At 61.1% G+C, this 23,993-nt stretch carries 24 protein-coding genes and 2 pseudogenes; 8 read left to right on the top strand and 18 right to left on the bottom strand.

The annotated features are described in order from the left end of the window. Positions 1–166: 166 nt before the first annotated feature. The 5 genes from GKR99_11235 to GKR99_11215 all read right to left on the bottom strand — a co-directional run bounded on the left by GKR99_11235 (position 167) and on the right by GKR99_11215 (position 6,788). Entirely contained in the window at positions 167–1,537 is a 1,371-nt protein-coding gene (locus GKR99_11235) for a transposase (protein ID NKB28086.1), read from the bottom strand. 306 nt (positions 1,538–1,843) lie between these two features. Then, positions 1,844–3,310 carry an acyltransferase family protein gene (locus tag GKR99_11230; protein ID NKB28085.1) on the bottom strand — a complete coding sequence of 489 codons (1,467 nt, stop codon included), beginning with the start codon at positions 3,308–3,310 and terminating at the stop codon, positions 1,844–1,846. Next, positions 3,067–3,393 (bottom strand): hypothetical protein, encoded by a 327-nt coding sequence (locus tag GKR99_11225; GenBank protein NKB28084.1) that lies wholly within the window; start codon positions 3,391–3,393, stop codon positions 3,067–3,069. Before GKR99_11225 ends, GKR99_11230 begins: the two co-directional genes overlap by 244 nt. Before the next feature lie 92 nt (positions 3,394–3,485). Then, positions 3,486–6,242 carry a bifunctional [glutamate--ammonia ligase]-adenylyl-L-tyrosine phosphorylase/[glutamate--ammonia-ligase] adenylyltransferase gene (gene glnE / locus GKR99_11220; GenBank protein NKB28083.1) on the bottom strand — a complete coding sequence of 919 codons (2,757 nt, stop codon included), beginning with the start codon at positions 6,240–6,242 and terminating at the stop codon, positions 3,486–3,488. Between the two features lie 357 nt (positions 6,243–6,599). Next, positions 6,600–6,788 carry a hypothetical protein gene (locus GKR99_11215; protein ID NKB28082.1) on the bottom strand — a complete coding sequence of 63 codons (189 nt, stop codon included), beginning with the start codon at positions 6,786–6,788 and terminating at the stop codon, positions 6,600–6,602. A gap of 135 nt (positions 6,789–6,923) precedes the next feature. Between GKR99_11215 and GKR99_11210 the strand changes: the two genes are divergently transcribed. From GKR99_11210 to GKR99_11195, 4 genes are read left to right on the top strand one after another with little or no spacing between them, the layout of a single operon-like run. Next, positions 6,924–7,373 (top strand): DUF2852 domain-containing protein, encoded by a 450-nt coding sequence (locus GKR99_11210; GenBank protein ID NKB28081.1) that lies wholly within the window; start codon positions 6,924–6,926, stop codon positions 7,371–7,373. 59 nt (positions 7,374–7,432) lie between these two features. Further along, complete coding sequence (locus GKR99_11205; GenBank protein NKB28080.1) at positions 7,433–7,873, top strand: RDD family protein; 441 nt, start codon at positions 7,433–7,435, stop codon at positions 7,871–7,873. Positions 7,874–7,927: 54 nt separating this feature from the next. Continuing rightward, positions 7,928–8,752, top strand: coding sequence for an arginyltransferase (locus GKR99_11200; GenBank protein NKB28079.1), 825 nt, complete (start codon positions 7,928–7,930; stop codon positions 8,750–8,752). Next, a complete protein-coding gene (locus GKR99_11195; GenBank protein ID NKB28078.1) occupies positions 8,749–9,141 on the top strand; it encodes a VOC family protein in 393 nt (130 codons plus the stop codon). Before GKR99_11200 ends, GKR99_11195 begins: the two co-directional genes overlap by 4 nt. Before the next feature lie 7 nt (positions 9,142–9,148). Here GKR99_11195 and GKR99_11190 read toward each other — a convergent pair whose 3' ends face one another. From GKR99_11190 to GKR99_11140, 11 genes are all read right to left on the bottom strand, one after another. After that, on the bottom strand, positions 9,149–10,015 hold the full coding sequence (locus GKR99_11190; protein NKB28077.1) for an NAD-binding protein: 867 nt from the start codon (positions 10,013–10,015) through the stop codon (positions 9,149–9,151). Positions 10,016–10,019: 4 nt separating this feature from the next. Continuing rightward, the gene (locus tag GKR99_11185; GenBank protein ID NKB28076.1) at positions 10,020–11,108 is read right to left on the bottom strand and encodes an amidohydrolase family protein; all 1,089 of its coding nucleotides are present in this window, start codon (positions 11,106–11,108) and stop codon (positions 10,020–10,022) included. A 328-nt stretch (positions 11,109–11,436) separates the two neighbouring features. Further along, positions 11,437–12,468: a hypothetical protein gene (locus GKR99_11180; protein NKB28075.1), complete on the bottom strand. Its 1,032-nt coding sequence runs from the start codon at positions 12,466–12,468 to the stop codon at positions 11,437–11,439. 32 nt (positions 12,469–12,500) lie between these two features. Next, the gene (locus GKR99_11175; GenBank protein ID NKB28074.1) at positions 12,501–13,355 is read right to left on the bottom strand and encodes an ABC transporter permease subunit; all 855 of its coding nucleotides are present in this window, start codon (positions 13,353–13,355) and stop codon (positions 12,501–12,503) included. Continuing rightward, positions 13,348–14,208 carry an ABC transporter permease subunit gene (locus tag GKR99_11170; protein NKB28073.1) on the bottom strand — a complete coding sequence of 287 codons (861 nt, stop codon included), beginning with the start codon at positions 14,206–14,208 and terminating at the stop codon, positions 13,348–13,350. The genes GKR99_11175 and GKR99_11170 overlap by 8 nt, the downstream gene beginning before the upstream one ends. Beyond that, positions 14,208–14,993: an ATP-binding cassette domain-containing protein gene (locus tag GKR99_11165; GenBank protein ID NKB28072.1), complete on the bottom strand. Its 786-nt coding sequence runs from the start codon at positions 14,991–14,993 to the stop codon at positions 14,208–14,210. The genes GKR99_11170 and GKR99_11165 overlap by 1 nt, the downstream gene beginning before the upstream one ends. Before the next feature lie 30 nt (positions 14,994–15,023). Continuing rightward, positions 15,024–15,248, bottom strand: a complete 225-nt coding sequence (locus tag GKR99_11160) for an FCD domain-containing protein (protein NKB28071.1) — start codon at positions 15,246–15,248, stop codon at positions 15,024–15,026. A gap of 105 nt (positions 15,249–15,353) precedes the next feature. Then, on the bottom strand, positions 15,354–16,724 hold the full coding sequence (locus GKR99_11155) for a transposase (GenBank protein ID NKB28070.1): 1,371 nt from the start codon (positions 16,722–16,724) through the stop codon (positions 15,354–15,356). 50 nt (positions 16,725–16,774) lie between these two features. Next, positions 16,775–17,287 (bottom strand): GntR family transcriptional regulator, encoded by a 513-nt coding sequence (locus GKR99_11150; protein NKB28069.1) that lies wholly within the window; start codon positions 17,285–17,287, stop codon positions 16,775–16,777. Positions 17,288–17,470: 183 nt separating this feature from the next. Next, on the bottom strand, positions 17,471–17,932 hold the full coding sequence (locus GKR99_11145; protein ID NKB28068.1) for a hypothetical protein: 462 nt from the start codon (positions 17,930–17,932) through the stop codon (positions 17,471–17,473). 2 nt (positions 17,933–17,934) lie between these two features. Beyond that, positions 17,935–18,609, bottom strand: coding sequence for an MBL fold metallo-hydrolase (locus tag GKR99_11140; protein ID NKB28067.1), 675 nt, complete (start codon positions 18,607–18,609; stop codon positions 17,935–17,937). Here GKR99_11140 and GKR99_11135 point away from each other — a divergent pair. From GKR99_11135 to GKR99_11125, 3 genes are all read left to right on the top strand, one after another. After that, positions 18,587–19,513, top strand: a complete 927-nt coding sequence (locus tag GKR99_11135) for a dihydrodipicolinate synthase family protein (GenBank protein NKB28066.1) — start codon at positions 18,587–18,589, stop codon at positions 19,511–19,513. The two genes, GKR99_11140 and GKR99_11135, sit on opposite strands and share 23 nt — an antisense overlap. A gap of 120 nt (positions 19,514–19,633) precedes the next feature. Continuing rightward, positions 19,634–20,002: a hypothetical protein gene (locus tag GKR99_11130; protein ID NKB28065.1), complete on the top strand. Its 369-nt coding sequence runs from the start codon at positions 19,634–19,636 to the stop codon at positions 20,000–20,002. Positions 20,003–20,049: 47 nt separating this feature from the next. Continuing rightward, a complete protein-coding gene (locus GKR99_11125) occupies positions 20,050–21,024 on the top strand; it encodes a zinc-binding dehydrogenase (GenBank protein ID NKB28064.1) in 975 nt (324 codons plus the stop codon). A gap of 7 nt (positions 21,025–21,031) precedes the next feature. Here GKR99_11125 and GKR99_11120 read toward each other — a convergent pair whose 3' ends face one another. Then, positions 21,032–21,538 (bottom strand): TSUP family transporter, encoded by a 507-nt coding sequence (locus GKR99_11120; protein ID NKB28063.1) that lies wholly within the window; start codon positions 21,536–21,538, stop codon positions 21,032–21,034. Between the two features lie 196 nt (positions 21,539–21,734). Further along, positions 21,735–22,532 (bottom strand): annotated as a pseudogene (locus tag GKR99_11115) (phage portal protein). 390 nt (positions 22,533–22,922) lie between these two features. Between GKR99_11115 and GKR99_11110 the strand changes: the two are divergent. Continuing rightward, positions 22,923–23,881 (top strand): annotated as a pseudogene (locus tag GKR99_11110) (IS630 family transposase). The last annotated feature ends 112 nt before the right edge of the window (positions 23,882–23,993 follow it).

Here is a 23,993-nt window from a genome sequence, read left to right as displayed (position 1 = left end):
ATTGCGCATATTGAACGGGTAGCTGCGCTGGGTTGGCGTGTTGCCGCCGGATTGCAGACATTCGCGAATTTGGATGCAGAGGCCAGCTAAGCGGAGATACTGTTGAAGAAGTCGATGTTTTGGTCGGCGCGTTGTTGAGCGAGAGGCGGCCGCGCGCCGTTTTCTTTCACGTTGGCACTGTTGCTGGCACCAACTTCGCCAGTTTCCGGAGGTTTTGAGCTGTTGCTGCGAGTTGGAACTGTTCGGTTGCGCCTTTGGGTCCTCGAAGCCGCATCATCTGCACGCCGATGTATCGTTTCAGGTGGGCAAAGAGCATTTCAACCTTCCGCCTTTGGATGAACGACGTCATGTAGGCATCTGTTTTTCGGATATCGCGAGCGACGTCTCGGGCGGCTTCGTGAACGGACCGCATAAGGCGTCTGCCGTCGTCCTTCGGACAGCATTGCGACTTCAGAGGGCATGCGTCGCAATCGTGCTTTGAGGCTCGGTATCTGATGAACCCGTCTTTGCTGCCATTGGGCTTTCGCGGTTTTGAGAAGTTCCGCCGATATGTTTGCAAGGCTTTGCCGGTCGGGCAAGTATAGCTGTCGGTCGCCGGGTCGTAGACAAAGTCTTCGCGTGAGAATGTGCCGTCAGTTCGTTTTGACTTATCCCAGACCGGAATGTGGGGTTCGATTTGACGTTCGTCCACAAGCCAGCCCAACATCTCGGCTGATCCGTAACCCGTATCACCCACAAGCTTGTCAGGTTTGATGCCAAACCGCTCATGTACACGATCGATCATCTCCCTTGCTGCCCGCGCCTCTGCAGGCCGGATCGGAGCCGTCGGCTCGACGTCCACGATGACTGCATTATCCAAATCGACCATATAGTTAGTGGAATAGGCAAAGTAGGCGGCTCCCCCGTCAGCCCCAGTCCAACGCGCTGCTGGATCAGCCGGTGAGATGTATTTGGGGACGACCTTGGTCGCAGCACCGAAGGCCACATCATCCAGCGTCTCGAGATATTCGTCGACGGCACGGGACGTCAGATCTGCTGGCAGTCCGTCTTTGCTTTCAACGCCGCGCGTCTGGTTTGCATTCGCGGGGATCAGACTGGCATCAACACCAAAGCTGTGGCCGCCAACCAGCCCCTCATCCATGCAGCGCTGCAAAACGACCTCGAACAAATGTCGGAACAAACCGCTCTCGCGGAAACGGCCATGCCGGTTCTTAGAGAATGTCGAATGGTCGGGCACTGGATCAGCCAAATCAAGCTTACAAAACCAACGATACGCCAGATTGACATGAACCTCTTCGCAAAGCCGTCGCTCGGAACGGATGCCCTGACAATAGCCCAACAACAGCATGCGGATCATCAGTTCAGGATCAATCGAAGGGCGGCCATTGGCACTGTAGTATGAAGCGAGCAAGGGGCGCACACCTGTCAGATCAAGGAAGCGATCAATTCCCCGGACGGGATGATCCTTCGGCACAAAACTCTCGATCGAGAACTCATAGAACAGCGCGCCTTGCGCAACTTGCCTTGGACCCATCATCGCCGAACCCTCCACCCTCAAAACAAGTGAATCAGAGCGTGCGCGGCCAATCAACGGACTTTTTCAACAGTATCCGGACAGAACCGTCATTGGATTTTCCAACTTCGCTGACGCAGCATTACCTTGCGCATGCGGTAGGAACTTCGCGGCAACGCAGCTACCCTGCGGAATTTAGGGAACAGTTCACAGCTGATGTTTCCATAGTGCCCGGCCACTGCACAATCCGATCCTCATGCTCAGATAGCGCGCCAATTCCCCCGCACCAGAAACCGGCGGCATCTGGCGGATCAGCTTGGGGCGTGTGCGTCACAAGAAGCGTCGGCGCAGCCAGTTTTGGGGGGCGATTTCCAGATAACGCGTGATTGGTCGGGCGATCAGGGCTGAGATGATCAGTGCAAGCGCAGAGATTGCTGCGATCCTGAAAACTCCGGCGTCTCCGAAGGCGATTTCCAACGCGGTACGATCGGTCGTGGCAAAAACCAGGATTGCGGCGATCAGGATGCAGGGGAAATGGAACAGATAGATCGCGAATATATTGCGCGACAGGATGGTGAAGACACACAGCTGGCCCAGACCTCGGCGTGTCGAGGGCGACGCAATCAGGCCTGCCAGAACCATCGCCACGGCCATGGATGCCAAGGCATAGCCTCCGCCCAGGTAGAATTCTGCGAATCCGGTAAATCGGGTCTGGTTCCAATCGCTTTCGGGCCGCTGGGTCGGCAGCCAGTTCAGGGCGAAGAACAGCGCCAGCCCGCCGCCAACCAGCGCCAGCCGCAGCGCCTGGTTCCGGCGCAGAACGGTCAGCCACGGGCGTTGCGGGGCAAGGACAAACGCCAGCGCAATGCCGATCACAAACGGGGTCAGGCGAAACCATGGGCGGTAGTAAAGCTCGAACGCGATCGGCGGCACGTCTCCGGTTGCGACGATCCGGGCGAAGAACAGGGTCAGATCGCTGTCGTCCATTGCAATGGCGACAAAGCGTACAGCGACGGTCAGGATCAACACGCCGGTCAACCAGACAAGGGGTCTGCGCACCCCCGTCAGCCAGCGCATCAGGAAATGCAGGGCCAGATAGACCAGCACCATGACCTCCATCGACCATCCGACGGGAATGACGTTGGAATCCGCAACCGTGTACCCCAGAAACACGGCCGACAGCAGGATCGTCTGCCAGCTGTACCCTTCCAGCAGACCGTAGAATGCGATTGCAACGTAGTAGAGCGGCAAGATGCGGCTGAGGCGTTTGATCGCAAAGCTGCGCAGGCTGGTGTCGGTGTCTGACAGCAGGCCATAGGACAGCAGAAAGGCCGAGACGACGAAGATCACGTCAACCCCGGCGGGTTCCCAGAACAGGTTCATCACCCATGGCAGCCGGTCGACAAAGCCCGGCAAAGTCGCCTCCGGGGCAAACCGCGCGACGGCAAACAGAACGTGAAACACGACGACCTGCGCGATCGCGAGGGCGCGAAACACGTCGATCCAGTCGCGCGCGCGGTCCGATGCCAGCAGGTCGAACCGTGCGGGGCCTGTCACGGGTCTGTCCCGGATGGCACCCCCTGCGCCGCAGCCTCGGCCTGCGGAGTGCCGCTGCGCGCCGCCCGTCCGCCCCGGCGGCGGGGTGTGGCGGCGGGTTGCAGTGCCTCGCGCAGCACCTTGGTCATCGGGTGATCGCCGTGATTTGGCGCATGGCGATCCAGCAGGGCACGCAGCAGGGCCGGCTGATCGGCATCCAAAGCCAGCCCCAGCGCCCAGTCGAGGAAGATCGAGCGGCACTCAGCTTCGCTGATCCCCTCGATCACATAGCTTTCGTGGATCAGGCCGCGCGGGTCCAGCGGGTCTTTGGGTTTGGTCGGCATGGGCGGCTCGCCTTCATATTGCGGGTCGAACGGGCGCAGCTTTGCGCCATTCTGCGCGGCACGCCAAGAAAAAAGTGCCGGTGGCTGCGCGGTCACGCCAGAAAGCGGGCGATGGCATCGGCGGCCTTGTCGGCGCGGGCGTCCAGCGCGACCGAAAGGGCTGCGAAATCCTGCGCGCCGGTTCCGGTCAGCAGCAGGCGGTCGCCGCGCCCGGGTTCAATCGCGCCCGCTCCATAGATCAGCTGCGCGGCAAGGCGGACCTGCTGAAACAGCGCATGGGTATCGCCCAGCACCTTGGCATCCTGCGCGGCAATCAACCCCGCCGCGGCCGCCCCGGCAAGCTGCGCGCCCGGTGCCTGCGCGTCCGTATTGGTCAGCAAGGCGGCGGCGGCAGCGACAAGTTCAATATCTTGCATCCGCCCGGCCCCGTCTTTCAGTGCAAGCCCGCCGGGGCTGGTGCGCGCCGCGTCGATGCGCCGCCGCATCTCGGCCAGGTCCGCCTTTACCTGCGCAGCATCATGCGCCTTGGTCAGAACTTCGTGGCGCACCCCGGCCACCGCCTGGCAGGTGGCGTCATCCCCGGCGATGGGTCGCGCACGCATCAGCGCGATGTGTTCCCAGGTCCAGGCCTCTTGCCGTTGATATTCGGCAAAGGCCGGCAGGGCGGTCGCCACCGGCCCCTGTTTCCCCGAGGGGCGCAGACGCATGTCGACCTCATAAAGCCGCCCTTCTGCCGTTGGTGCCGACAGCGCCGTGACCATCGCCTGGGTGGCGCGCGCGAAATAGGTCCGGGCCGGAAGACAGCGCTTGCCGTCGGATTCCGCACCATCGGGCGCGTCGTAGATCACGATCATGTCGAGGTCCGACCCCGCGTGCAGCGCCCCGGCCCCGAGTGAGCCCATGGCGAGGATACAGCTTCCCGCGCCTTCGATCCGTCCGTGTCGTCGGGCAAACTCCTCCAGGACCACTGGCCAAAGCGCTGCGACGATGGCCTGCGCCAGATCGGCGTATTGTGTTGCGGCGTCGCCGGGTTCGATCAGCCCGCGCAGATGGTGCACGCCGATGCGAAAGTGCCATTCCTTGAACCAGCGGCGGGTGGCATCCAGACACAGCTCATAATCATTCAGCCTGGCCAGCGCGGTGGTCAGATCATCCTGCAACGCTGCGCGCCCCGGCCAGGGCGCAAAGAAATCCCCGCCGATCACCGCGTCCAGAACGCCCGCATTCTGGGACAGATAAAGGGCAAGATCCGGGGCCGTGTCGGCAATGTCGATAATCAGGTCCAGTAGCTGTGGGTTCGCCTCGAACAGCGAGAACAGCTGCACACCTGCCGGTAACCGGGCGAGGAATCCATCCAGATGCAGCACGGCCTGCGCCGGGTCTGCCGCCTGGGCCAGCCGTTCCTGAAGCGCCGGGCGGATGCGGTCGAAGATATCCGCCGCCCGGGCGGAGCGCAGCGCCGGATAGGTCGACCAGCGTGCCATGACGTCCTGCGCCTGTTCGTCCAACACCACCGCGCCCGTGTCATCAGGTTTGCTGGGCGCAAAGAACCCCTCGGTCGTTGTGGCGACGCGCGCCACGCGTTCGGCGATGTCAGATTTCAGGTTCTGCGGATCACACCCCGACAAGGCGGCCACACGGGCCCAGGCCTCATCCGAGTTCGGCAGAATATGGGTCTGGGCGTCCGCAATCATTTGCAGGCGATGCTCAACCTCGCGGTGGGCACGATAATCCTGCGTCAACTGATCCGCCGTGGTCCGATCGATCCAACCGGCCCCGGCCAGCCGGTCCAGCCCGTCGACTGTGCCACGCACCCGCAGGGTTTCGTCGCGCCCCCCGGCGATCAACTGCTGGGTCTGGGTGAAGAACTCAATCTCGCGAATGCCGCCCGGGTCCAGCTTGATATTGCGCCCGTTCAGCCCCGCCGAAACCGGCTTGCGCGCGCTGCGCATCCGCTGGCGGATGTCGTGGGCGTCGTCAATGGTGGCATAGTCCAGATGCCGCCGCCAGACGAAGGGCGACAACCGGTCGAGGAACCCCTGCCCCGCCGCCTGATCCCCCGCCATGACGCGGGCCTTGATGAAGGCGGCACGCTCCCAGGGGCGGCCAAGGCTTTCGTAATAGCGTTCGGCGGCGTCCATCGACAGGCAGACCGGCGTGACCGAAGGATCGGGACGCAGGCGCAGATCGGTGCGAAAGACATATCCGTCGCCGGTCGGCTCACTCAGCAGGGCGGCCATGCGGCGGGTGACGCGGATAAAGGCGGCGCGGGCCTCGGCATAGTCGTCGGCGTAGCGGTCGTCATCGAACAGGCAGATCAGGTCAATGTCGGAGGAATAGTTGAGTTCCCCCGCCCCGGTTTTGCCCATCGCCAGCACCACCATCCCGGCGGCGTCCGCAATGTCGTCTTCGCCCTGCCCCGGCAACTTGCCACGCCGGATCTCGGCACCGACCAGTGATTGCAGCGCCCGGTCAACGGCGGCATCCGCAAATTCGGTCAGCGCCCCGGTCACCTGTTCCAGCGTCCAGACCCCGCCCAGATCCGCCAACGCGGTCCAAAGGGCCACCTTGCCCTTGGCGTGGCGCAGACCGGGGCCAAGATCGGCCACGGGGATGTCGGCGACGCCTTGCAGAAGTGCACGCATGACCGCGTCCGGCGATTGGGCCAGCGCATCGCTCAGCCAGTCGGACCAGCGGTGGATCAGCGTCTTGAGGTAGGGGCTGGAACCTGCCGTGCCATGGATCAGGTCACGTGCGGCGGCGGCAACAGCGACCGCCGCCAGCGCTTCGTCGCCAGAGGCGGTGTCGAAAGCGTGCGGTGCACGGGTGATTTCATCGGCAAAGATCATGCGGGCAGCTTTGGGGGCGGTTGGGGAAAGCGTCAAGCGGGCGTTGGAGCTTAAGTGGAAGCGGTCAGCAACATGCGGGGTGATTGCCAGCGCTATGAAGCAGCCGTCTTCAGCGCGCGCCGTGCACGGAATCAAGGCGCAGCCGCCGTGCGCTCGCCAGCCCGTCCGGGCGGGTTGGCGACTTTGTCAGGTTGGCACACCCTTCAGATTTGACGGGAATCCTGGACCATCCAATTGCCCCAAACTACCGTTGCATCGCCACCCCACGGGCTGGCGAGCGCACGGCTATCGTTGCGAGTAAACGACGGTCACATTGGGCTGGCATCTGCGAACCGGCACGTTTTGTCCGCGCCTTTTTCAGCCACACTGCTCCGCAAAACCAACTTTACCATTTGTGGCGTTGCTCCCCTTGGGCACCTGTCCCAAGCGGGTGTCATTTTCGATCCGCGACTCGCTGATTTTGCAGAAATCTGGGCCGTCGGCGGTACGACCCGGCATGTTCTTGGCGTTTTTCCTGCGAAATTTGCGCGCCAGATAGGCAAGCAATATATTGATTTTATTTCATAAACACAGTTTATGTAAAAAACATTCACATTATCTCTTGACCCGACCGCCGCGACACCCAATCTAGGGGATGTGAAACGGATTTACATCGCAACCAACTCAACAGGAGATACATAGATGTCCAACGTCGCAACATGGCCCGCCTCTGCTGAAACCTGGCTGGATGAACGTGGCAAGTTTGCCTGGATCGGCGCAACGGTCCTTGGCTTTGTCGTGTTCTGGCCGGTCGGCCTGGCGCTGCTTGCCTATCTGGTGTTCTTCAAGAAGAAGAACGACATGGGCTGTTCACATCGGCGCATGCACTCGGCCCGCGCCGCGTTCAAGTCCTCGGGCAACCAGGCTTTTGACAGCTACAAGGGCGAAACCCTGCGTCGGCTGGAAGAGGAACAGAAAGCCTTCGAGGAATTCCTGCAACGCCTGCGCGAAGCCAAGGACAAGTCGGAATTCGACGAGTTCATGAATGAGCGTGCCGCCCGCGCCCGTGAGGCGACCGCCTCGGACGAGCGCAACGAAGACCGGCGTGACAACCGTGATGACGATCGTGGCGAAGGCCCGATCACCATCTGACCCAACCCCTCCCTGGCCGGCCCGATGACTTCGGGCCGGCCGAAATATCGGATAGACGGATGTATATGACCCAGACCACCCCCCTGCCCGACCCGGTCGACCAGCCGGAGTTCTATCAGAGCATTCCCACCAAACGCCTGCTGGCCTGGGTGGTGGATGTTGTGCTGATCGGCATTCTGACGGCCATCGTTTTGCCCTTCACGCTGTTCCTGGGGCTGCTGTTCCTGCCGTTCCTTTATGCAACGCTCAGCTTCCTTTACCGCTGGATCAGCCTGGCGCGCAGCTCGGCCACGCCCGGAATGCGGCTGATGGCGATCCATTTTCGCGACGGGCGAGGGCAAGCGTTGGATGGCGGTACGGCGCTGTTCCACACCATTGGCTATTTCGTCTCGATCGCTGTGTTTCCGCTGCAGCTGATCTCGATCGTTATGATCCTGATGACGGAACGGCATCAAAGCCTGACCGACATGGTTCTCGGCACGTCCGCGCTGAACCGTTAACGACGATTAAACAAGGCCTTGGCGGATGCCCAAGGCCTTGTTAACGTCCAAACCGTGCGACACACGTTACCCATTGCGCCCCAGTTCTATGTGACGGCCCCGCAGCCCTGCCCCTATCTTGAGGGCCGGATGGAGCGGAAACTGTTCACCGCGCTGCAGGGCGACACCGCCGAAACGCTGAACGATGCGCTGTCAAAACAAGGGTTCCGCCGGTCGCAGAACGTCCTTTACCGCCCGTCCTGCGCCGAATGTACCGCCTGCATGTCCGCCCGTATCCGCGTGGCTGATTTCACCTTTTCCAGATCGCAGCGTCGTATCCTGCGCCGCACCGCCGATCTGCGCCGCGAAGCCACCTCTCCCTGGGCGACCGAGGCGCAGTATGCGCTGTTTCGCGCCTACCTCGACAGTCGCCACGCCGCCGGTGGCATGGCTGATATGGATATCTTCGAATTCGCCGCAATGATCGAGGAAACCCCGATCCGCAGCCGGGTCGTGGAATATTCCGGTTCCAAGGATGGCACGCGGACGTTGACGGCTGTCTGCCTGACCGATGTCCTCGATGACGGGTTGTCGATGGTCTATTCCTTCTTTGATCCCGACCGCGCTGCCGACAGCCTTGGCACGGCGATCATCCTGGATCATATCACCATCGCGCGTGAGGCGGGGCTGCCTTACGTCTACCTCGGCTATTGGGTGCCAGGATCGCCCAAGATGGATTACAAGGCCCGCTTCAGCGCGCTTGAAGTCTATAAGGGCGGCTGCTGGCAGAGCATTGGTGATCCCGGCGATCACACTGCGCAGACCCATCCGCTGAGCACCGATCCGATTGCCGAACAGGTGGCGCGCATCAACCTGCCCGACACGTTGCCAACCCGCTGATGATGCATATCGCGGCGGTCGCGCTTCTGGTGCCGGATTATGAGGCCGGGCTGGCGTATTATGCGCGCGGTCTGGGGTTCGAGGTGACGGCAGACCAGGATCAGGGCAATGGCAAACGCTGGATCACGCTGCGACCGCCCGGCGGGCAAACCGAAATCCTTCTGGCCCGCGCCGTCACAGACCAGCAGCGCGCCGCCATCGGCAACCAGACCGGCGGGCGCGTCGGCTTCTTTCTGAGGACCGAGGATTTTGCCGCGACGCTGGCCGCTCTAACATCTGCCGGGGCCCGTCTGCACGAAGACCCGCGTGATGAGCCCTATGGCCAGGTTGTTGTCTGGTCGGATCCATTTGGCAACAAATGGGATCTTCTGGGGCCGCCGCTGGCGTGATCCTGGATTATCTGGCCTTGCCACTGCGGTAGACTTCGAAAATCGCCGCCGCGTCGTATGTTTCCGGCAGATCCGCGCGCGCGGTCTCATAAAGGCGATTCACGATATCCAGCAAGGGCGCCTGAACGCCCAGCCGCCTGATATCCGCTGAAATCACGCCCAGATCTTTTTCGAACATCTTCAGGCTGGCCGTTGGCGGGTCATAGTCCCCCGACATCATCAGCGGCATCCGCAGGTCGAGCATTTTCGACTGCCCGGCACCGCTGCTGAGCAATTGGTAAACGGTGTCGCGGTTCAGCCCCAATGCGTCGGCATAGTTCAGAACCTCGCCCGCGACCGCATTGTGCAGGGCAACCGCATGGTTGGCGACGAATTTCAGCTGGATGCCCGCACCGAAATCCCCGGCCTCGATCACCGACTTCGTAAAATGCGCCATGAAGGGCTTCGCCTTGGCAACCGCCTCGGCTGGTCCCGATGCCATCATCACCAGATCACCCACTGCCGCCTGCGCGCCGGTGCCGCTGACCGGGCAATCCAGCAGGATCACCCCCGCGTCCGCCAGCCGTTTTTGGACTGCTTGTTTGTCGGCCAGCGCGAATGTCCCCGTTTCCAGCACGATCTGGTCCGGGTTTAGCAATCCCGAGATCTCATCCACCACCCCGGCCAACACCTGGGGCGAGGCCAGCGACAGGATCACCAGATCACAATCGCGCAGCCAGCCGCCGGGTGTTTCTTCGGCGCGCCCTCCGGCGGCGATCAGCTGGTCACGACCCGCCGCAACCGGATCAACACCGATCACATCCACCCCCGCCTTCAACAGGTTGGCCCCATAGGCGCTGCCCATGATACCAAGGCCGATGATTGCGACAGTCATTGCGTCAGAGGCCCAGCAATGCGGCCGCACTCAGCCCCGCAACCTTGGCCTTGTCGCCATCCGACAGATTCGCGCTGACTACATGTTCGACCGGATCATAATCAGCCATGTCATAGGGGTAATCGCTGCCCATAACGATCTTGTCGGCCCCATAGGTGCTGACCAGATACTCCAGCTGGTGATCCGAAAAGACGACCGAGTCGAACCACATCTTGCGCAGGTAATGCGTCGGCGGATGCGGCAGGTTGGCGTTGCTGTCCTTCCGGGCGCCCCAGGCGTGGTCAATGCGCGCGGAATAGGCCGGCAGGAAGCCACCGCCATGCACCGCAAGCACCTTCAGATCCGGGCAACGCTCCATCGTGCCCGAATAAATCAGATGCGCCACGGCGAGAGAGGTTTCCAGTGGGTTCCCCATGACATTGGCGAAGTAATAGTCGTGGAAGCGATCCCCCTGCGTGAACCCGTTCGGATGAATCATCACCAGCGCGCCAAGCTCCTCGGCCTTTTTCCACACCGGCTCAAACCGGGGCGAGGCGAGTTCTTCGCCGTCTATATTCGTCAGAATCTCGACACCCTTCATGCCCAGTTCGCCCATGCAGCGTTCCAGTTCGGCCACGGCGGCGGCGGGATCGGTCATCGGCAGCGTTCCAAGGGCCGCAAACCGGTCGGGGCGCTGGCCCGCCCATTCGGCAAGGCCGTCATTCACAATCTCACTGCCTTTGACGCAATGTTCGACCGGCGACTGATACCAGCATTGGAACGGTGGCGGGGCCACGACCTGCATGTCGATGCCCTGCGCGTCCAGCACCCGCATCCGATCCTCAAGATCGGTCATCGCGACGGTGCGGTCCTTGTCCTGCTGCATGTTGATGTCGCGGGTTTCCTGGTTGGAGTGCTTGACCATCGCGATCCTGGTCACATCCATATGCGGACCCATATAGTCGAACCCCGCAGGGATCATCACATGGGCGTGGATATCGACAGTCTTGCTGTCCAGCCGGTTGGTCCCTGTCGGCGCTGCCCTGCCCGAAGACGGTCCATATCGGTTAATCGCATCGCCCAGAGTGGCCGTGTCGATGGTTGCATGTGTCATGGGCTGATTGTGTTGAAAAACTCCGTTTTAGGGCCTGAACGATGATTTTTCTTTCCATGCAGCCCGATCCTAAATTTTTGGCGCGGGGGTCGGCCCAAATCGCCTACATGCGCTCACGCGCAGCCATGCGCTGTCTCGTGGTCAAAGCTTTCCGACTATTTCGCTTCATAGGTTTTCGCAAGAAATCCGCGACGCTCTGATTTCGGAGTTTTTCAACACAATCGGCTGAAACCTGTTGTTCGTGAAAATTTTGGTGGTGCGCCGCCGGGCAGATGCGCTGCCCGGCGGCTGTTTGAACGGGTCAGGCCCGCCATTTGCATTGTGTCGTTTACATGTTCTGGTCGTGCCAGGCTTTGGCTTCGGCTTCGACTTCATCCCGGTCAAAGTCATTGGCCGCATCAATGTAGGTGTCGTTGAGGAAGGTCGACACGTCGACCTCATTCTCAATCGCACCGGAGGAGACCATGCGCGGCTGAACGCTGGTCCAAACGTCCGCCTGCAGATCGCCCAGACGCTCGGTCGTCGAGATGTTCATCGGCAGGACGCCTTCGAACAGGCCTTTGCCTGCGGCCTCAACCTCCCATTCTTCGGGGACAGCCTGGCGCAGCATCAGTTCGACCGCGTCAGGGTTCACCTTGCCGACATACATGCCCTTGGACCAGGCGCGGAAGAACCCTTCCATCGCGTCGCGGCGTTCTTCGATCTTGTCGGCGTTGATCGCCAAAGTGTTGGCCGGGCTGGCCAGCAACTCGTCGGGTGTGACGGTATCAATCTCGATCCCGTTGGCGACCAGTGCCGCCCAATCGAAAACCGACCCGGAAATGGCCGAAACCTGCCCGTCACGGATCGCAGCCGCCAGCGTCGGGCCGCTTTCGCCCAGCACGACAGTATCCACATCGTCGATGGAATGCCCGGCGACATCCATCGCGGCCTGCAAGAAGGCGCGGTCACGGTCTGACACCAGGCCAACCGTGGTGCCGACCAGATCGCTCATCGAGCCATAGTCGCCGCCTTTCAGCACTGCGATGCCTTCGGGTGCATTCTGCATCACCTCGTACACCGTGTTAATGTTCGCCCCGGCGATCACGGCGTAAATCGTCTCGTTCGGATCCAGCATCGACAGATCCGCTTGCCCGTTCTGAACAAACGCGACATAGGGGATCGAGGTGTCCGAGGGCAGCAGATTGACGGTCACGCCCTCCTCCTCGAAATACCCAAGCGCCTCCCCCACAACCAGCGGGAAGAACACCGCCGAACGTGGTGTCGGTTTGATAACGGTGATCGTTTCCTGCGCAAAGCTAACGCCGGGAACCGCTACGGCCAGCGCCGTCGACAGCATCATTGCCTTAAACATTTTCATTTCACTTTCCTCCCAAGGAAGTTGTCCATCCGCTATTCACCCATTCGCGCCTTCCAGCGCCGGGCCTTCGCGCGGGACATCGACGCCCTGCGCGTTTCACGCCGCCAGAACACGATCCGGTCGTCGAGAAATTCCATCGAGTAAAACAGTATCAAGCCGATCAGCGTCATGCTGAGCAGCGTGGCTAGGCTCGCCGCCATGTTCAGCTGAAAGGAAAACCGGCTCATCAGCACGCCGACGCCATCGGTGGCCTGTGCAAACTCGGCCACAACCGCGCCGATCAGCGCCGTGGTGAGGCCGATCTTCAGGCCCGCAAACAGCAGCGGCAATGCCGCAGGCATGCGCAGTTTGGCGAAGATCTGGCGCTCCGACGCGCCGAGCGAGCGGAACAGTTCTTCGCGGTCCAGATCACGCTGGATCAGCCCGGTCAGTGTGTTCACGAAGATCGGAAAGAACGAGATCACAGCCGCCAGCGCGATCTTTGACCCCATCCCAAAGCCGAACCAGGCGATGATGATTGGGGTCAGCGCGATGCCGGGGGTTACGTTCAGAACGATGGCATAGGGTGCGACATAGCGTTTGAACGTCTCGGACAGGGCCGAGCAGACCGCCAGCGTCACGGCAACCGCCGCACCGATGGCAAAGCCCACGACAGCCTCGGTCAGGGTGATGAAGAAGTGCTTATAGATCGTGCGTTCAGCGACATAGAGGTCCCAGATCGCCCCGCCGATCTTGCTGGGCATCGGGATGATGATCGAGGTTATGAACCCCGTGCGCACCGCAACCTCCCAAAGGATCAGGATCGCTGCGAACAGCGCCAGATGCGGGATCAGTCGCGTGGCGCGGAAGGATTTGCCGTTGCCGGGGGCGTCAGGGATATCAGCCATTTGCCCCCCCGAATGCCCTTGCCCGCTTCGCCCCGACGCGGGACATGCCAGCCTCGGAATTCCAGAAGGCGATGCGGTTATCGACCCATTCCATACCCCGGAAAATCAGGAATCCGATGATCGTCAGCGTGAAGATACAGGCGAAGGCCGACGCCATGTTGAGGTTGCGCGTGTAGATCAGGATCAGCGATCCGATGCCCTGATCGCGCTGGATGAATTCGGCCACCAGCGCGCCCGACAGGGCGGCGGTCAGGGCCAGACGCTCACCTGCCATGATCACCGGCAACGCCTCGGGCAGGACCAGTTTCTTCAGGATCTGCATCTTGCTGGCGCCGAGGGATCGGAACAGCTCCAACCGGTCTTCTGAAACATTCACAACGCCCGACAGCGTGTTGATAAACGGCGCGAAAAAGCAGACCAGCATGATGATGGCGATTTTTGAAGGCGCGCCAAAGCCGAGTGCGGCGATCAGCAAAGGCGCGACGGCGATACGCGGCGTCGCCTCCAGCACAATCACATAGGGTTTGATGAAGCGGCGTACCAGCGGTTGGAACCCGACCAGCGCGCCAAGCCCGACGCCCAGGATCGACCCGGCCACGAACCCCGCAAACACCAGCCCCAGCGTGGCATATAGGTGGAACCAGACGTTGCCGTTGGCAAAATAGATCAGCCAGAACGACCGCAGGATGTTAGACGGGCGCGGATAGAACAGCGGGTCGAGCCACCCTGCCCGGCTGCCAATCTCCCACAGGGCGATCAGCGTCAGAAAGATCGCCGCATGGGTCAGCAGCCGGCGGCGCGGCATGGTCAGGCCGATCCGGCGCGGTGGGGATATGCCGTCGCTGACCGCCATCAGTGATCTTCACCCAGCACATCGCGCACTTCGGCCACCAGGGTGTTGAACTCGGGCGAGGTTTGTAAGCTCAGCGGGCGCGGACGCTCGAATGGCACGTCGATGGTGGCCGCAATCCGGCCCGGACGTGGGGTCATGACAAAGACCTGATCGGCAAGGAAAATCGCCTCGGTAATGTTGTGGGTTACGAAAAGCGTCGTCGCCTTCACTTCGGCCACGATGCGCATCAGTTCGACGTTCAACCGTTCACGCGTGAATTCATCCAGCGCTCCGAAGGGTTCGTCCAACAGCAACACATCCGCCCCGGTCTGAAGCAGCCGCGCCAGTGCAACCCGTTGCTGCATCCCGCCGGACAATTGCGAAGGGAAAGCGAACAGAAATTCGTCTAGCCCGACCAGTTTCAGCAATTCGGCGGCGTGTTTCTGGTCGTCCTTGGTGACGGTGCGCGCCATCTCGGTCGGCAACAAAACATTCTCAATCGCTGTCCGCCAATCCAGCAGCGTCGCCTTCTGAAACATCATCGCCACATCGGTGCGCGGCCCCGACACTTCGGTGCCATGAACGGTGACCTGTCCGGATGACCGCTCAATCAGACCGGCAATCAGGCGCAGCAAGGTTGACTTGCCACATCCCGACGGCCCGACCAGCGAGACGAAAGAACCGGGGCGAATATCAAACGACGCCTCTTCCAGGGCCACGACCGAGCCGTTGGCGAAGGTCTTGCCCAGACTGCGGGCGCCAAGAACGCTGTCACTCATCTGCCTGGCTGTCCCTGATCCATCCATGATGCCCCATGCGCTTTTTAAACCGAACCGTCAGTCTACGATTGGCCGGTTTTCCAGCCCTTTCATGATGTGGCCGCGCGAATGGCGCACGTGCCGCCTGACGATCTTTGCCACAGCCCGCGCATCGCGCGCCTGCATAGACGAGATGATCGCCCGGTGATCTTCCAGCGCCGTGCTCATGTCGCCCTTATCGGCGCTGAGCCGTTCCAGCGAGACGATGCACAACCGCTCATACGCATCCAGCAGGCGCCGCATTTCCGAAGCCAGCCGCCGATTCCCGCTGAGCTTGGATACTGTTGAAGAAGTCGATGTTTTGGTCGGCGCGTTGTTGAGCGAGAGGCGGCCGCGCGCCGTTTTCTTTCACGTTGGCACTGTTGCTGGCACCAACTTCGCCAGTTTCCGGAGGTTTTGAGCTGTTGCTGCGAGTTGGAACTGTTCGGTTGCGCCTTTGGGTCCTCGAAGCCGCATCATCTGCACGCCGATGTATCGTTTCAGGTGGGCAAAGAGCATTTCAACCTTCCGCCTTTGGATGAACGACGTCATGTAGGCATCTGTTTTTCGGATATCGCGAGCGACGTCTCGGGCGGCTTCGTGAACGGACCGCATAAGGCGTCTGCCGTCGTCCTTCGGACAGCATTGCGACTTCAGAGGGCATGCGTCGCAATCGTGCTTTGAGGCTCGGTATCTGATGAACCCGTCTTTGCTGCCATTGGGCTTTCGCGGTTTTGAGAAGTTCCGCCGATATGTTTGCAAGGCTTTGCCGGTCGGGCAAGTATAGCTGTCGGTCGCCGGGTCGTAGACAAAGTCTTCGCGTGAGAATGTGCCGTCAGTTCGTTTTGACTTATCCCAGACCGGAATGTGGGGTTCGATTTGACGTTCGTCCACAAGCCAGCCCAACATCTCGGCTGATCCGTAACCCGTATCACCCACAAGCTTGTCAGGTTTGATGCCAAACCGCTCATGTACACGATCGATCATCTCCCTTGCTGCCCGCGCCTCTGCAGGCCGGATCGGAGCCGTCGGCTCGACGTCCACGATGACTGCATTATCCAAATCGACCATATAGTTAGTGGAATAGGCAAAGTAGGCGGCTCCCCCGTCAGCCCCAGTCCAACGCGCTGCTGGATCAGCCGGTGAGATGTATTTGGGGACGACCTTGGTCGCAGCACCGAAGGCCACATCATCCAGCGTCTCGAGATATTCGTCGACGGCACGGGACGTCAGATCTGCTGGCAGTCCGTCTTTGCTTTCAACGCCGCGCGTCTGGTTTGCATTCGCGGGGATCAGACTGGCATCAACACCAAAGCTGTGGCCGCCAACCAGCCCCTCATCCATGCAGCGCTGCAAAACGACCTCGAACAAATGTCGGAACAAACCGCTCTCGCGGAAACGGCCATGCCGGTTCTTAGAGAATGTCGAATGGTCGGGCACTGGATCAGCCAAATCAAGCTTACAAAACCAACGATACGCCAGATTGACATGAACCTCTTCGCAAAGCCGTCGCTCGGAACGGATGCCCTGACAATAGCCCAACAACAGCATGCGGATCATCAGTTCAGGATCAATCGAAGGGCGGCCATTGGCACTGTAGTATGAAGCGAGCAAGGGGCGCACACCTGTCAGATCAAGGAAGCGATCAATTCCCCGGACGGGATGATCCTTCGGCACAAAACTCTCGATCGAGAACTCATAGAACAGCGCGCCTTGCGCAACTTGCCTTGGACCCATCATCGCCGAACCCTCCACCCTCAAAACAAGTGAATCAGAGCGTGCGCGGCCAATCAACGGACTTTTTCAACAGTATCCTTGGCCAGCATGATGTGGAAATCCCGGTTGTAGGTCGCAAAGGCGCGGATGTTGGATACATCGGCCTGACGCCATTGATCCAGATCCGCCAGCGTCGTGTCATCAGCCTCGCGCACGATGCGTTGCACGGCCGCGACTTCCAGCGCCTCGCGCATGTCCAGAATATCGCTGGCATCCGAGACCGAGATCGGCGTGACCCGGTGACCGCGGCGCGGCGCGGTCTGAACCAGCCCCTCAAACTGTAACCGCTGCAGCGCATCGCGGATTGGCGATTTGGAGACATCGTATTGATCGGCCAGGTCCGCCTCGCGCAGTTCCGCCCCCGGCGGCAGACCGCAGGACAGGATGTCCTGACGGATCTGATCCAGCACTTTGTGGCGTATCAAATTCACGATTTTCGCCCCCCGGTGAAATATCACCAAAGCCTGATTGGACGAAGTGAATGCGTCAATGGGCTTTGTCCTGCTGGCATTCTGTGCCGCGCGCATGCGCTGAGAACATGTGAATGACCGCAAAAAATTGAACTGTATGCCCGAAGTGTTCCTTTAAATGCTGTGATTTCAGATCCTTCGCCACGCGGCGGACAGACCGTCGTGCCGGGGCCGATTGCGCGGCACCGGCGAAATTCGGAATCCCTGATACTGAGTATCAGAAAATATCACGCGGCGATTTCAAGACCAAAGCTGATAGGTCGCAGGCATCCAGGCGAAACTGTCGCCATCCCGGCGGACATAGCCGACGCTGGGAAAGGGCATGTGGTGCCCGACCACCAGCGTTCCCGCATCCGCAACCTGGGCCAAAACCCGGTTACGGGTTTCGATCGCCCGCAGCTTGTCATCGTCAAAGCCGACCGGGCTGTCGGGATGGGGCAGCGAAAACGCATAGTGGTTCGTCAGATCGCCCCAGATCAGCGCCTGCGACCCACCGCTGGTCACGCGGTACATCATATGGCCCGGAGAATGACCGAATGCAGCCTCGGCCACGATGCCCGGGGCAACCTCGTCCCCGTCCTCGATCAGGGTCAACTGATCCGTCAGCGGGCCGAAGATCTTCAGAAACTTCTCACGATTTCCGGCGCGGTTGTCTGGCACGCCCTCACCGCTGGTCCAGGCATGGTGTTCTGCGCGCCCCATGATCAGCCTAGCATTGGGAGCCCCATGATCAGCCTAGCATTGGGATAGGCCAGCGCATCGCCTTCCATCACGCCGCCGATGTGATCGGGGTGGCAATGGGTAAAGGCAACGACCGAGATATCTTCGGGCTGGTACCCCACACTGGCCAGTCGGGCGCGCAGCATCCCGGCCCCGGCGCCGCGGCCACCTGCGCCAAACCCGGTGTCAAACAGGACGAGGGCGCCGCCAACCTCGACCACTGTGGGGGTGTAGCTGTTTTCGAACCGGTCCCAGGGCAACCGGTGCTGCGCCGCGATTTCCTGAAGTGCTGCGTCGTCCTTGTCCATCATGAATGGCGGACGCAATGGTTCGCGCATTTGTGCCCCGTCAAGGATCGTCGTCACCCAGGCATCGCCCAGGGCAAACCAGTGCGTCACCGGACGAATGCTGGTTCGTGGCTGGCTCATGTAGTCCCCCGATGGGTTGTTTGGCTGATTGTCAGATCCCATCCTGCCAATCGTCGCGATAATTGGCAAAGGCCGAATTGCTTTTGTTCCACTGGTCCATCCACTTGCGAGCGCCGACGTCCGGCGAACGTCTGGCCCAGAAGGCCTCGCCCGTGCTAGGCAGCGGCACGCGGATACCGCCGCGACCAAGGCACACAAGGAATGAACGATGACCAAGGCCCGACGCGGCATCTATGCCGCAGCAGTTTCCCCCTTTACCCAATCCGGTACGCTGGATGCGGCGAAACTGATTACCTATTGTCGGCATCTGCTGTCGCCAGAAGGGGGGTGTGACGGGGTCGCGCCGACCGGAACCACCGGCGAAGGCACCTCCATCGCCATGACAGACCGGCTGGCCCTGCCCGGCCATTTTGCCGCGGCCGGGATTGCCCCGGATCAGGTCATTTTCGGCACCGGCGCGCCTGCCACGGGCGATTGCGTCGCGCTGACGCGGGCGGCTGTGGATGCGGGATACACGAATGTTCTGGTCCTGCCGCCCTATTACTACAAGGCCCCCTCGGACGAGGGGTTGTTTCGCCATTACGCCAATCTGGTGGAGAGCATTGGCCGCGATGATCTGCGCATCTACCTCTACCATTTTCCGCAAATGTCGGCTGTGCCGCTGTCGCCTGCGCTGGTGCTGCGCCTGCGCGCGGCTTTTGGCCCTGTGATTGCAGGGTTGAAGGATTCCAGCGGTGATTTCGAACAATCCCGCGCGATCATCGAAGCAAGCGGCGGTGTGGCGCAGGATTTCGACGTCTACCCATCGTCCGAGGCGATGCTGTGGGACGGCAAGGATATTGGAGCGGCGGGGGTCATCTCAGGCTCGACCAATGTGTTCGGGGCCAAAGCGCAGGCGGCGCTGCAAGCACCAGCTGGGGCAGCGCGGGATAGCGCGATGATGGCGGTGAAAGCGGCGCGGACCATGGCCGCGAAATACCCGCTGATGCCCGCGATGAAGCAGATCGAGGCCTGGCGCAGCGGTGACGATAGCTGGACCCGAATGGCCCCGCCGCTGGTCGAACTCAGCGCGGCGCAGCAGGCCGACCTGCGGGCTGATCTGGATGCGCTAGGCGCGCAGAGTTCCGCAGAATAGACAACGACCGACGGAGGAGCGACCATGAGAGACGACGCACAGGACCACGGCCCCGATCACATCGAAACCAACCCGGATCCGGCGGCATTCGCCCATTGGCCCGAAGGGCTTTACGAAGAAATGCGCGCCGCCCATGACAATGGCTGCGTCGGGTCGGTCCTGGTGTCAGAGACCGAGCGTGTACGGGTCTGGCACCTGCATATCCCCGCTGGTGCACGCTGCGGGTTTCATCGACATGTGAACCCCTATTTCTGGTCCGCGCTAACGTCAGGAAAGGCGCGCGGATACTTCTCATCCGGCGAGGTCCGCGACAGCGAACACTACGTGGGCGAAACCCGGCATTTCCACTATGGCCCGGGTGACTACATGATGCACTCGGTCGAGAATATCGGGGATACGGATCTGTCCTTCGCCATGGTCGAATTTCTGGACGGAACCAACGCGCCATTGACGATACCGGACCACATGCGACTTGAACCGCAAGGCTAGGTCACGCGGGAACGGCGGAATATGGAAACTGATTTGGGGGCAGGCACATGAAGGCGACACAGGTTATTATCACCGGAACCGGCGGCCCTGAGGTCATGCAACTGAAGACCATCGAGTTGCCGCCGCCCGGACCGGGCCAAGTTCAGCTTGAACAAACGGCAATCGGCCTCAACTACATGGATGTTTATCATCGCTCGGGATTTTATCCACTGCCGCTGCCAAGCCCGCTTGGGCTTGAAGCAGCCGGGCGTATCATCGCAACCGGCGACGGCGTCGATGACCTGAAAGTTGGCGACCGCGTCGCCTATGCCGGTGTTCTGGGGGCCTATGCCAGCCACCGGAATGCGCCCGCCGCGCGCATGGTGAAACTGCCGGACAGTGTTTCCGACCAGGTGGCCGCCGCTGCGATGCTGAAAGGGATGACCGTCGAATACCTGCTTGAACGCACGTACCCGGTGCAACCCGGCGACGATGTGCTGTTCTGGGCCGCCTCGGGCGGTGTCGGGCAGATGGCCGGACAATGGGGTGCTGATCTGGGCGCGCATATGATCGGCGTCACCTCGGGCGCGCAGAACTGTGCTGATGCGCTGAAACTGGGTTACGCCGACGCAATCGACCGAACGTCCGACGATGTGGCCGAACGGGTGCGCGCCTTGACCGATGGTCGCGGTGTCCAGGTCGCCTATGACAGCGTCGGGGCGGCCAGCTTTGAAGCCTCGCTCAACAGCCTTGCGACGCGCGGGGTGTTCGTTTCCTTTGGGGCGACGACAGGCCCAACGCCTGAGGTTAATCCCCAGGATCTGCAGCTCAAAGGTTCACTGTTTTTCACGCGCCCGACACTGGCGCATTATATCGTGGCGCGTGACCAGCTTAACGCCTCGGCCGCGGCGGTGTTTGCGCGGCTCGGGTCCGGCGTGATGACGGCCAACATCAATCGCCGCATGGCATTGGCGGACATCGTCGCCGCGCATCAGGCCCTGGAAGCGGGAAACACCACAGGATCGACGATCCTGGAACCGTAGAATGCCGTCAGGCCATCCCCGCCAATCCAGCGCGGATCAGGCTGATCGAGATCACGAGCAACGCAACCTCGATAACACCAAAGAAGATGCGTTCCGGAATGATGCGCGTCAGGCGGTATCCGGACCAGGTTCCGAATAACGCGACCGGTGCCAACGCGGCAACGACCCGCAGATCGCCCCAATGGAGCAGATCCAGCGCCAGATAAGGCGGCACTTTCATCAGGTTGATGGCCGCGAATGTAATCGTGGTGGTGCCTGCGAACACCATCTTGGGCAGACGCTGGGGCAGGACGTACACCTGATATGCCGGCCCGCCCGCATGCGACACGAAGCTGGTAAAGCCTGACAGGCTGCCCCAGATGATGCCGCGCGGCACGTCCGCCGCGCGCGCATCCGTGATGCCAAACAGCCGGGAACGCCAACGCAAGACAAGAAAACCCAAGCCCACAAAGCCGATGATCAGGCGGACCACATGCTCGTTCGTGGAACCCGCCAGCAGCCAGCCGATCAGCACCCCGAATTACCGGCCAAAGACCTGCGCGGCTTGACTCGCTACGTTGCGTAAACGAGAACATTGTATTAACAAAGGTTAACGCGCGCGCCCGCCGACCAAACCACCTCGACGGTGCGGGCGTCAGTATCGGCTGAGTTCGGCGCAAGCTCCGCCGACCGACGCAGAGCCGTTAGTTCGATCATCGTGTCCATGCTGGTCAGTCCTTTTGGTCGAGGTCGGGCTGCGCCGGGTCCGTATCGGAGTCATCGGCGGGATCGTTCGCCGGGTCGCTTGTTTGGGCGCTGCCGGTCTTGGTGACGCGTCGCGGGTCGCTGTCCAGGACAAGCCCGAGGGTATCGAGCTTGGCATTGGTCGCCGCGATTTCAGCCAGCACGGCGTCGGGATTGCGGCCCTGCCGCGCGATCACCTCTGCCAGCGTCATGGTGCCGGAGCGGATCGACAGCAGGTTGGCCATCGCGTCCTTTTGAGGATCGACAGCCTCGAACTTCGGCGGCGACCATTCGACCGGCACGTCCGGCGTCGGGATCTGCCCCGCCGCCCACGCGGCCTCGGTGAACCAGCGCCAGACTGGGGCGCAGAACATCGGGATGAACAGCCGCCACTGCACGGCATCGATCTGGCGGCGAAACTCCACCAGCCCCGCCCGGATCGAGGAATAGTTGACCTGGCTGAGATCGCCGGTCAGCAGTTCATAGGGCACCCGGAACCCGGCCGAGATCGTGTGCAGGCTGGCCCGCTTGTATTCGCCGTAGCCGCCGGTGGCCGAGGGCTGGTTGAAGCGGATGTCCTTTCCGCCGCGGGCATAGGCGATAAGCCCCGGTTCGAACTGCTCGACCCGGTTGCCATCCGCGTCGACGACGGAGGGTGCGATGCCCTGCTGCGCCTCGTCGTCCCCGAAGACGATGGCGGTCACGCAGGCCTCGGTCTTCTTGCGGACCAGTTCGGCGACCTCGTAATCGTCGAGGTCGCGCAAACTTCGGATCACCGGCGCGCCCCTGGTGACTGAAGCCGAGCGAATTGGAACCCGGTCGCATTTTAAGATGTCCGCTCTGCAAAACGAGAAATCGACCGACTAGTTTTTTGGACATACTTTCAAGGTGTTGGAAGAAATTCACCAAATCGGCAAAGTCATGAGGTCTGGAGAATACTGGCCCCGAGAGAACGCTTCCGGCCTTCATAGCACATAGGCCGGTGCTCAGCCCCTCCCGCATAACCCTCGAAAACAACGAGAAAATCCGGCCGCAGCCGGATCGGGAGAACGCTTTCGCGAGGGCAAGTGGCGGAGAGACAGTCCGTCGAACTAAAGCGTTTCGGCTTGAACCTGAATCGCGAGGGATTCCCTTGAGACCTGATCTGTGATTCATCCTGTTTGGGAGGATGGATCATGTCAGCACCTTTGCCATCTGCGCTTCGGATACGGTTTCAGAGATACATTGAAGAAGGGTTGAGCGGGCGCGCGGCGGCGTTGCGGTTGAAGCTGTCGCCTGCCACAGGCGCGCGGTGGGCGCGTCAGGTGAGGATGAAGGGTCATGCGGAACCTGCCCGGCAGGGACCGCCGCGCGGCAAGGGAAAGCTGGCTCCGCATCGGGAATTCTTTGAGGAGTTGATCGCACAAGACCCTGACATCACGCTCTTTGAGTTGCGTAATGCGCTGGCCGATGCAGAGGGTGTGCGGGTGCATCACTCCTCCATCGCCAACCTTCTGTCCCGGCTCGGCTTCACGTACAAAAAAAGTCGCTGGTCGCAACCGAGCGCCGCCGCGCCAAGGTAAGGCAGCAACGGGCCGACTGGTTCAGATACCGCTCGCCAGCCATTGCGACCTTTCCTGAGCGCGTTGTCTTTATTGACGAAACCGCAGTGAAGACAAACCTCACGCGCCTACGCGGCAGAGCCAAGCGCGGTAAGCGCCTGACGATGGATGCGCCCTTCGGAAGCTGGGGAACCCAAACCTTGATCGCGGGCCTGACCCAAGGCGCGCTGATCGCACCTTGGGTCATCAAGGGAGCGATAGATGGCCCCGCCTTCGCGGCCTACATCCGCGAAGTGCTGGTCCCCGAGATCAACCCCGGCACTGTCGTCATTCTCGACAACCTGGCAACCCACCGGAATAAGGAGGCGACGCAGGCTTTACGCAATCACGGCTGCTGGTTCCTTTACCTGCCACCGTACTCGCCCGACCTGAATCCCATCGAGCAGGCCTTCTCTAAACTGAAAGCCCATTTGCGACGGATCGGGGCCAGGTCCTTTACCCAGGTCTTCGAAGCAATCGGAGCAATCTGCGATCTCTACGACCCAGTAGAATGCTGGAACTACTTTAAGGCCGCCGGATATGTCTCAGGTTAATGTCGAAACGCTTTAGTATGCGGATGCATCCAGGATCGTTCAGATTGCTCATTATAATATGGCGAAAACCCTCATACCCGTCCTTGACTGTCCCTATGAATCCTTCAATATC

This window comes from Paracoccaceae bacterium, assembly GCA_012103375.1.
In the GTDB taxonomy this organism is placed as follows: domain Bacteria; phylum Pseudomonadota; class Alphaproteobacteria; order Rhodobacterales; family Rhodobacteraceae; genus WLWX01.
Note: the sequence above shows the minus strand (reverse complement) of the source record. Positions and strands in the feature narration are given on the sequence as shown.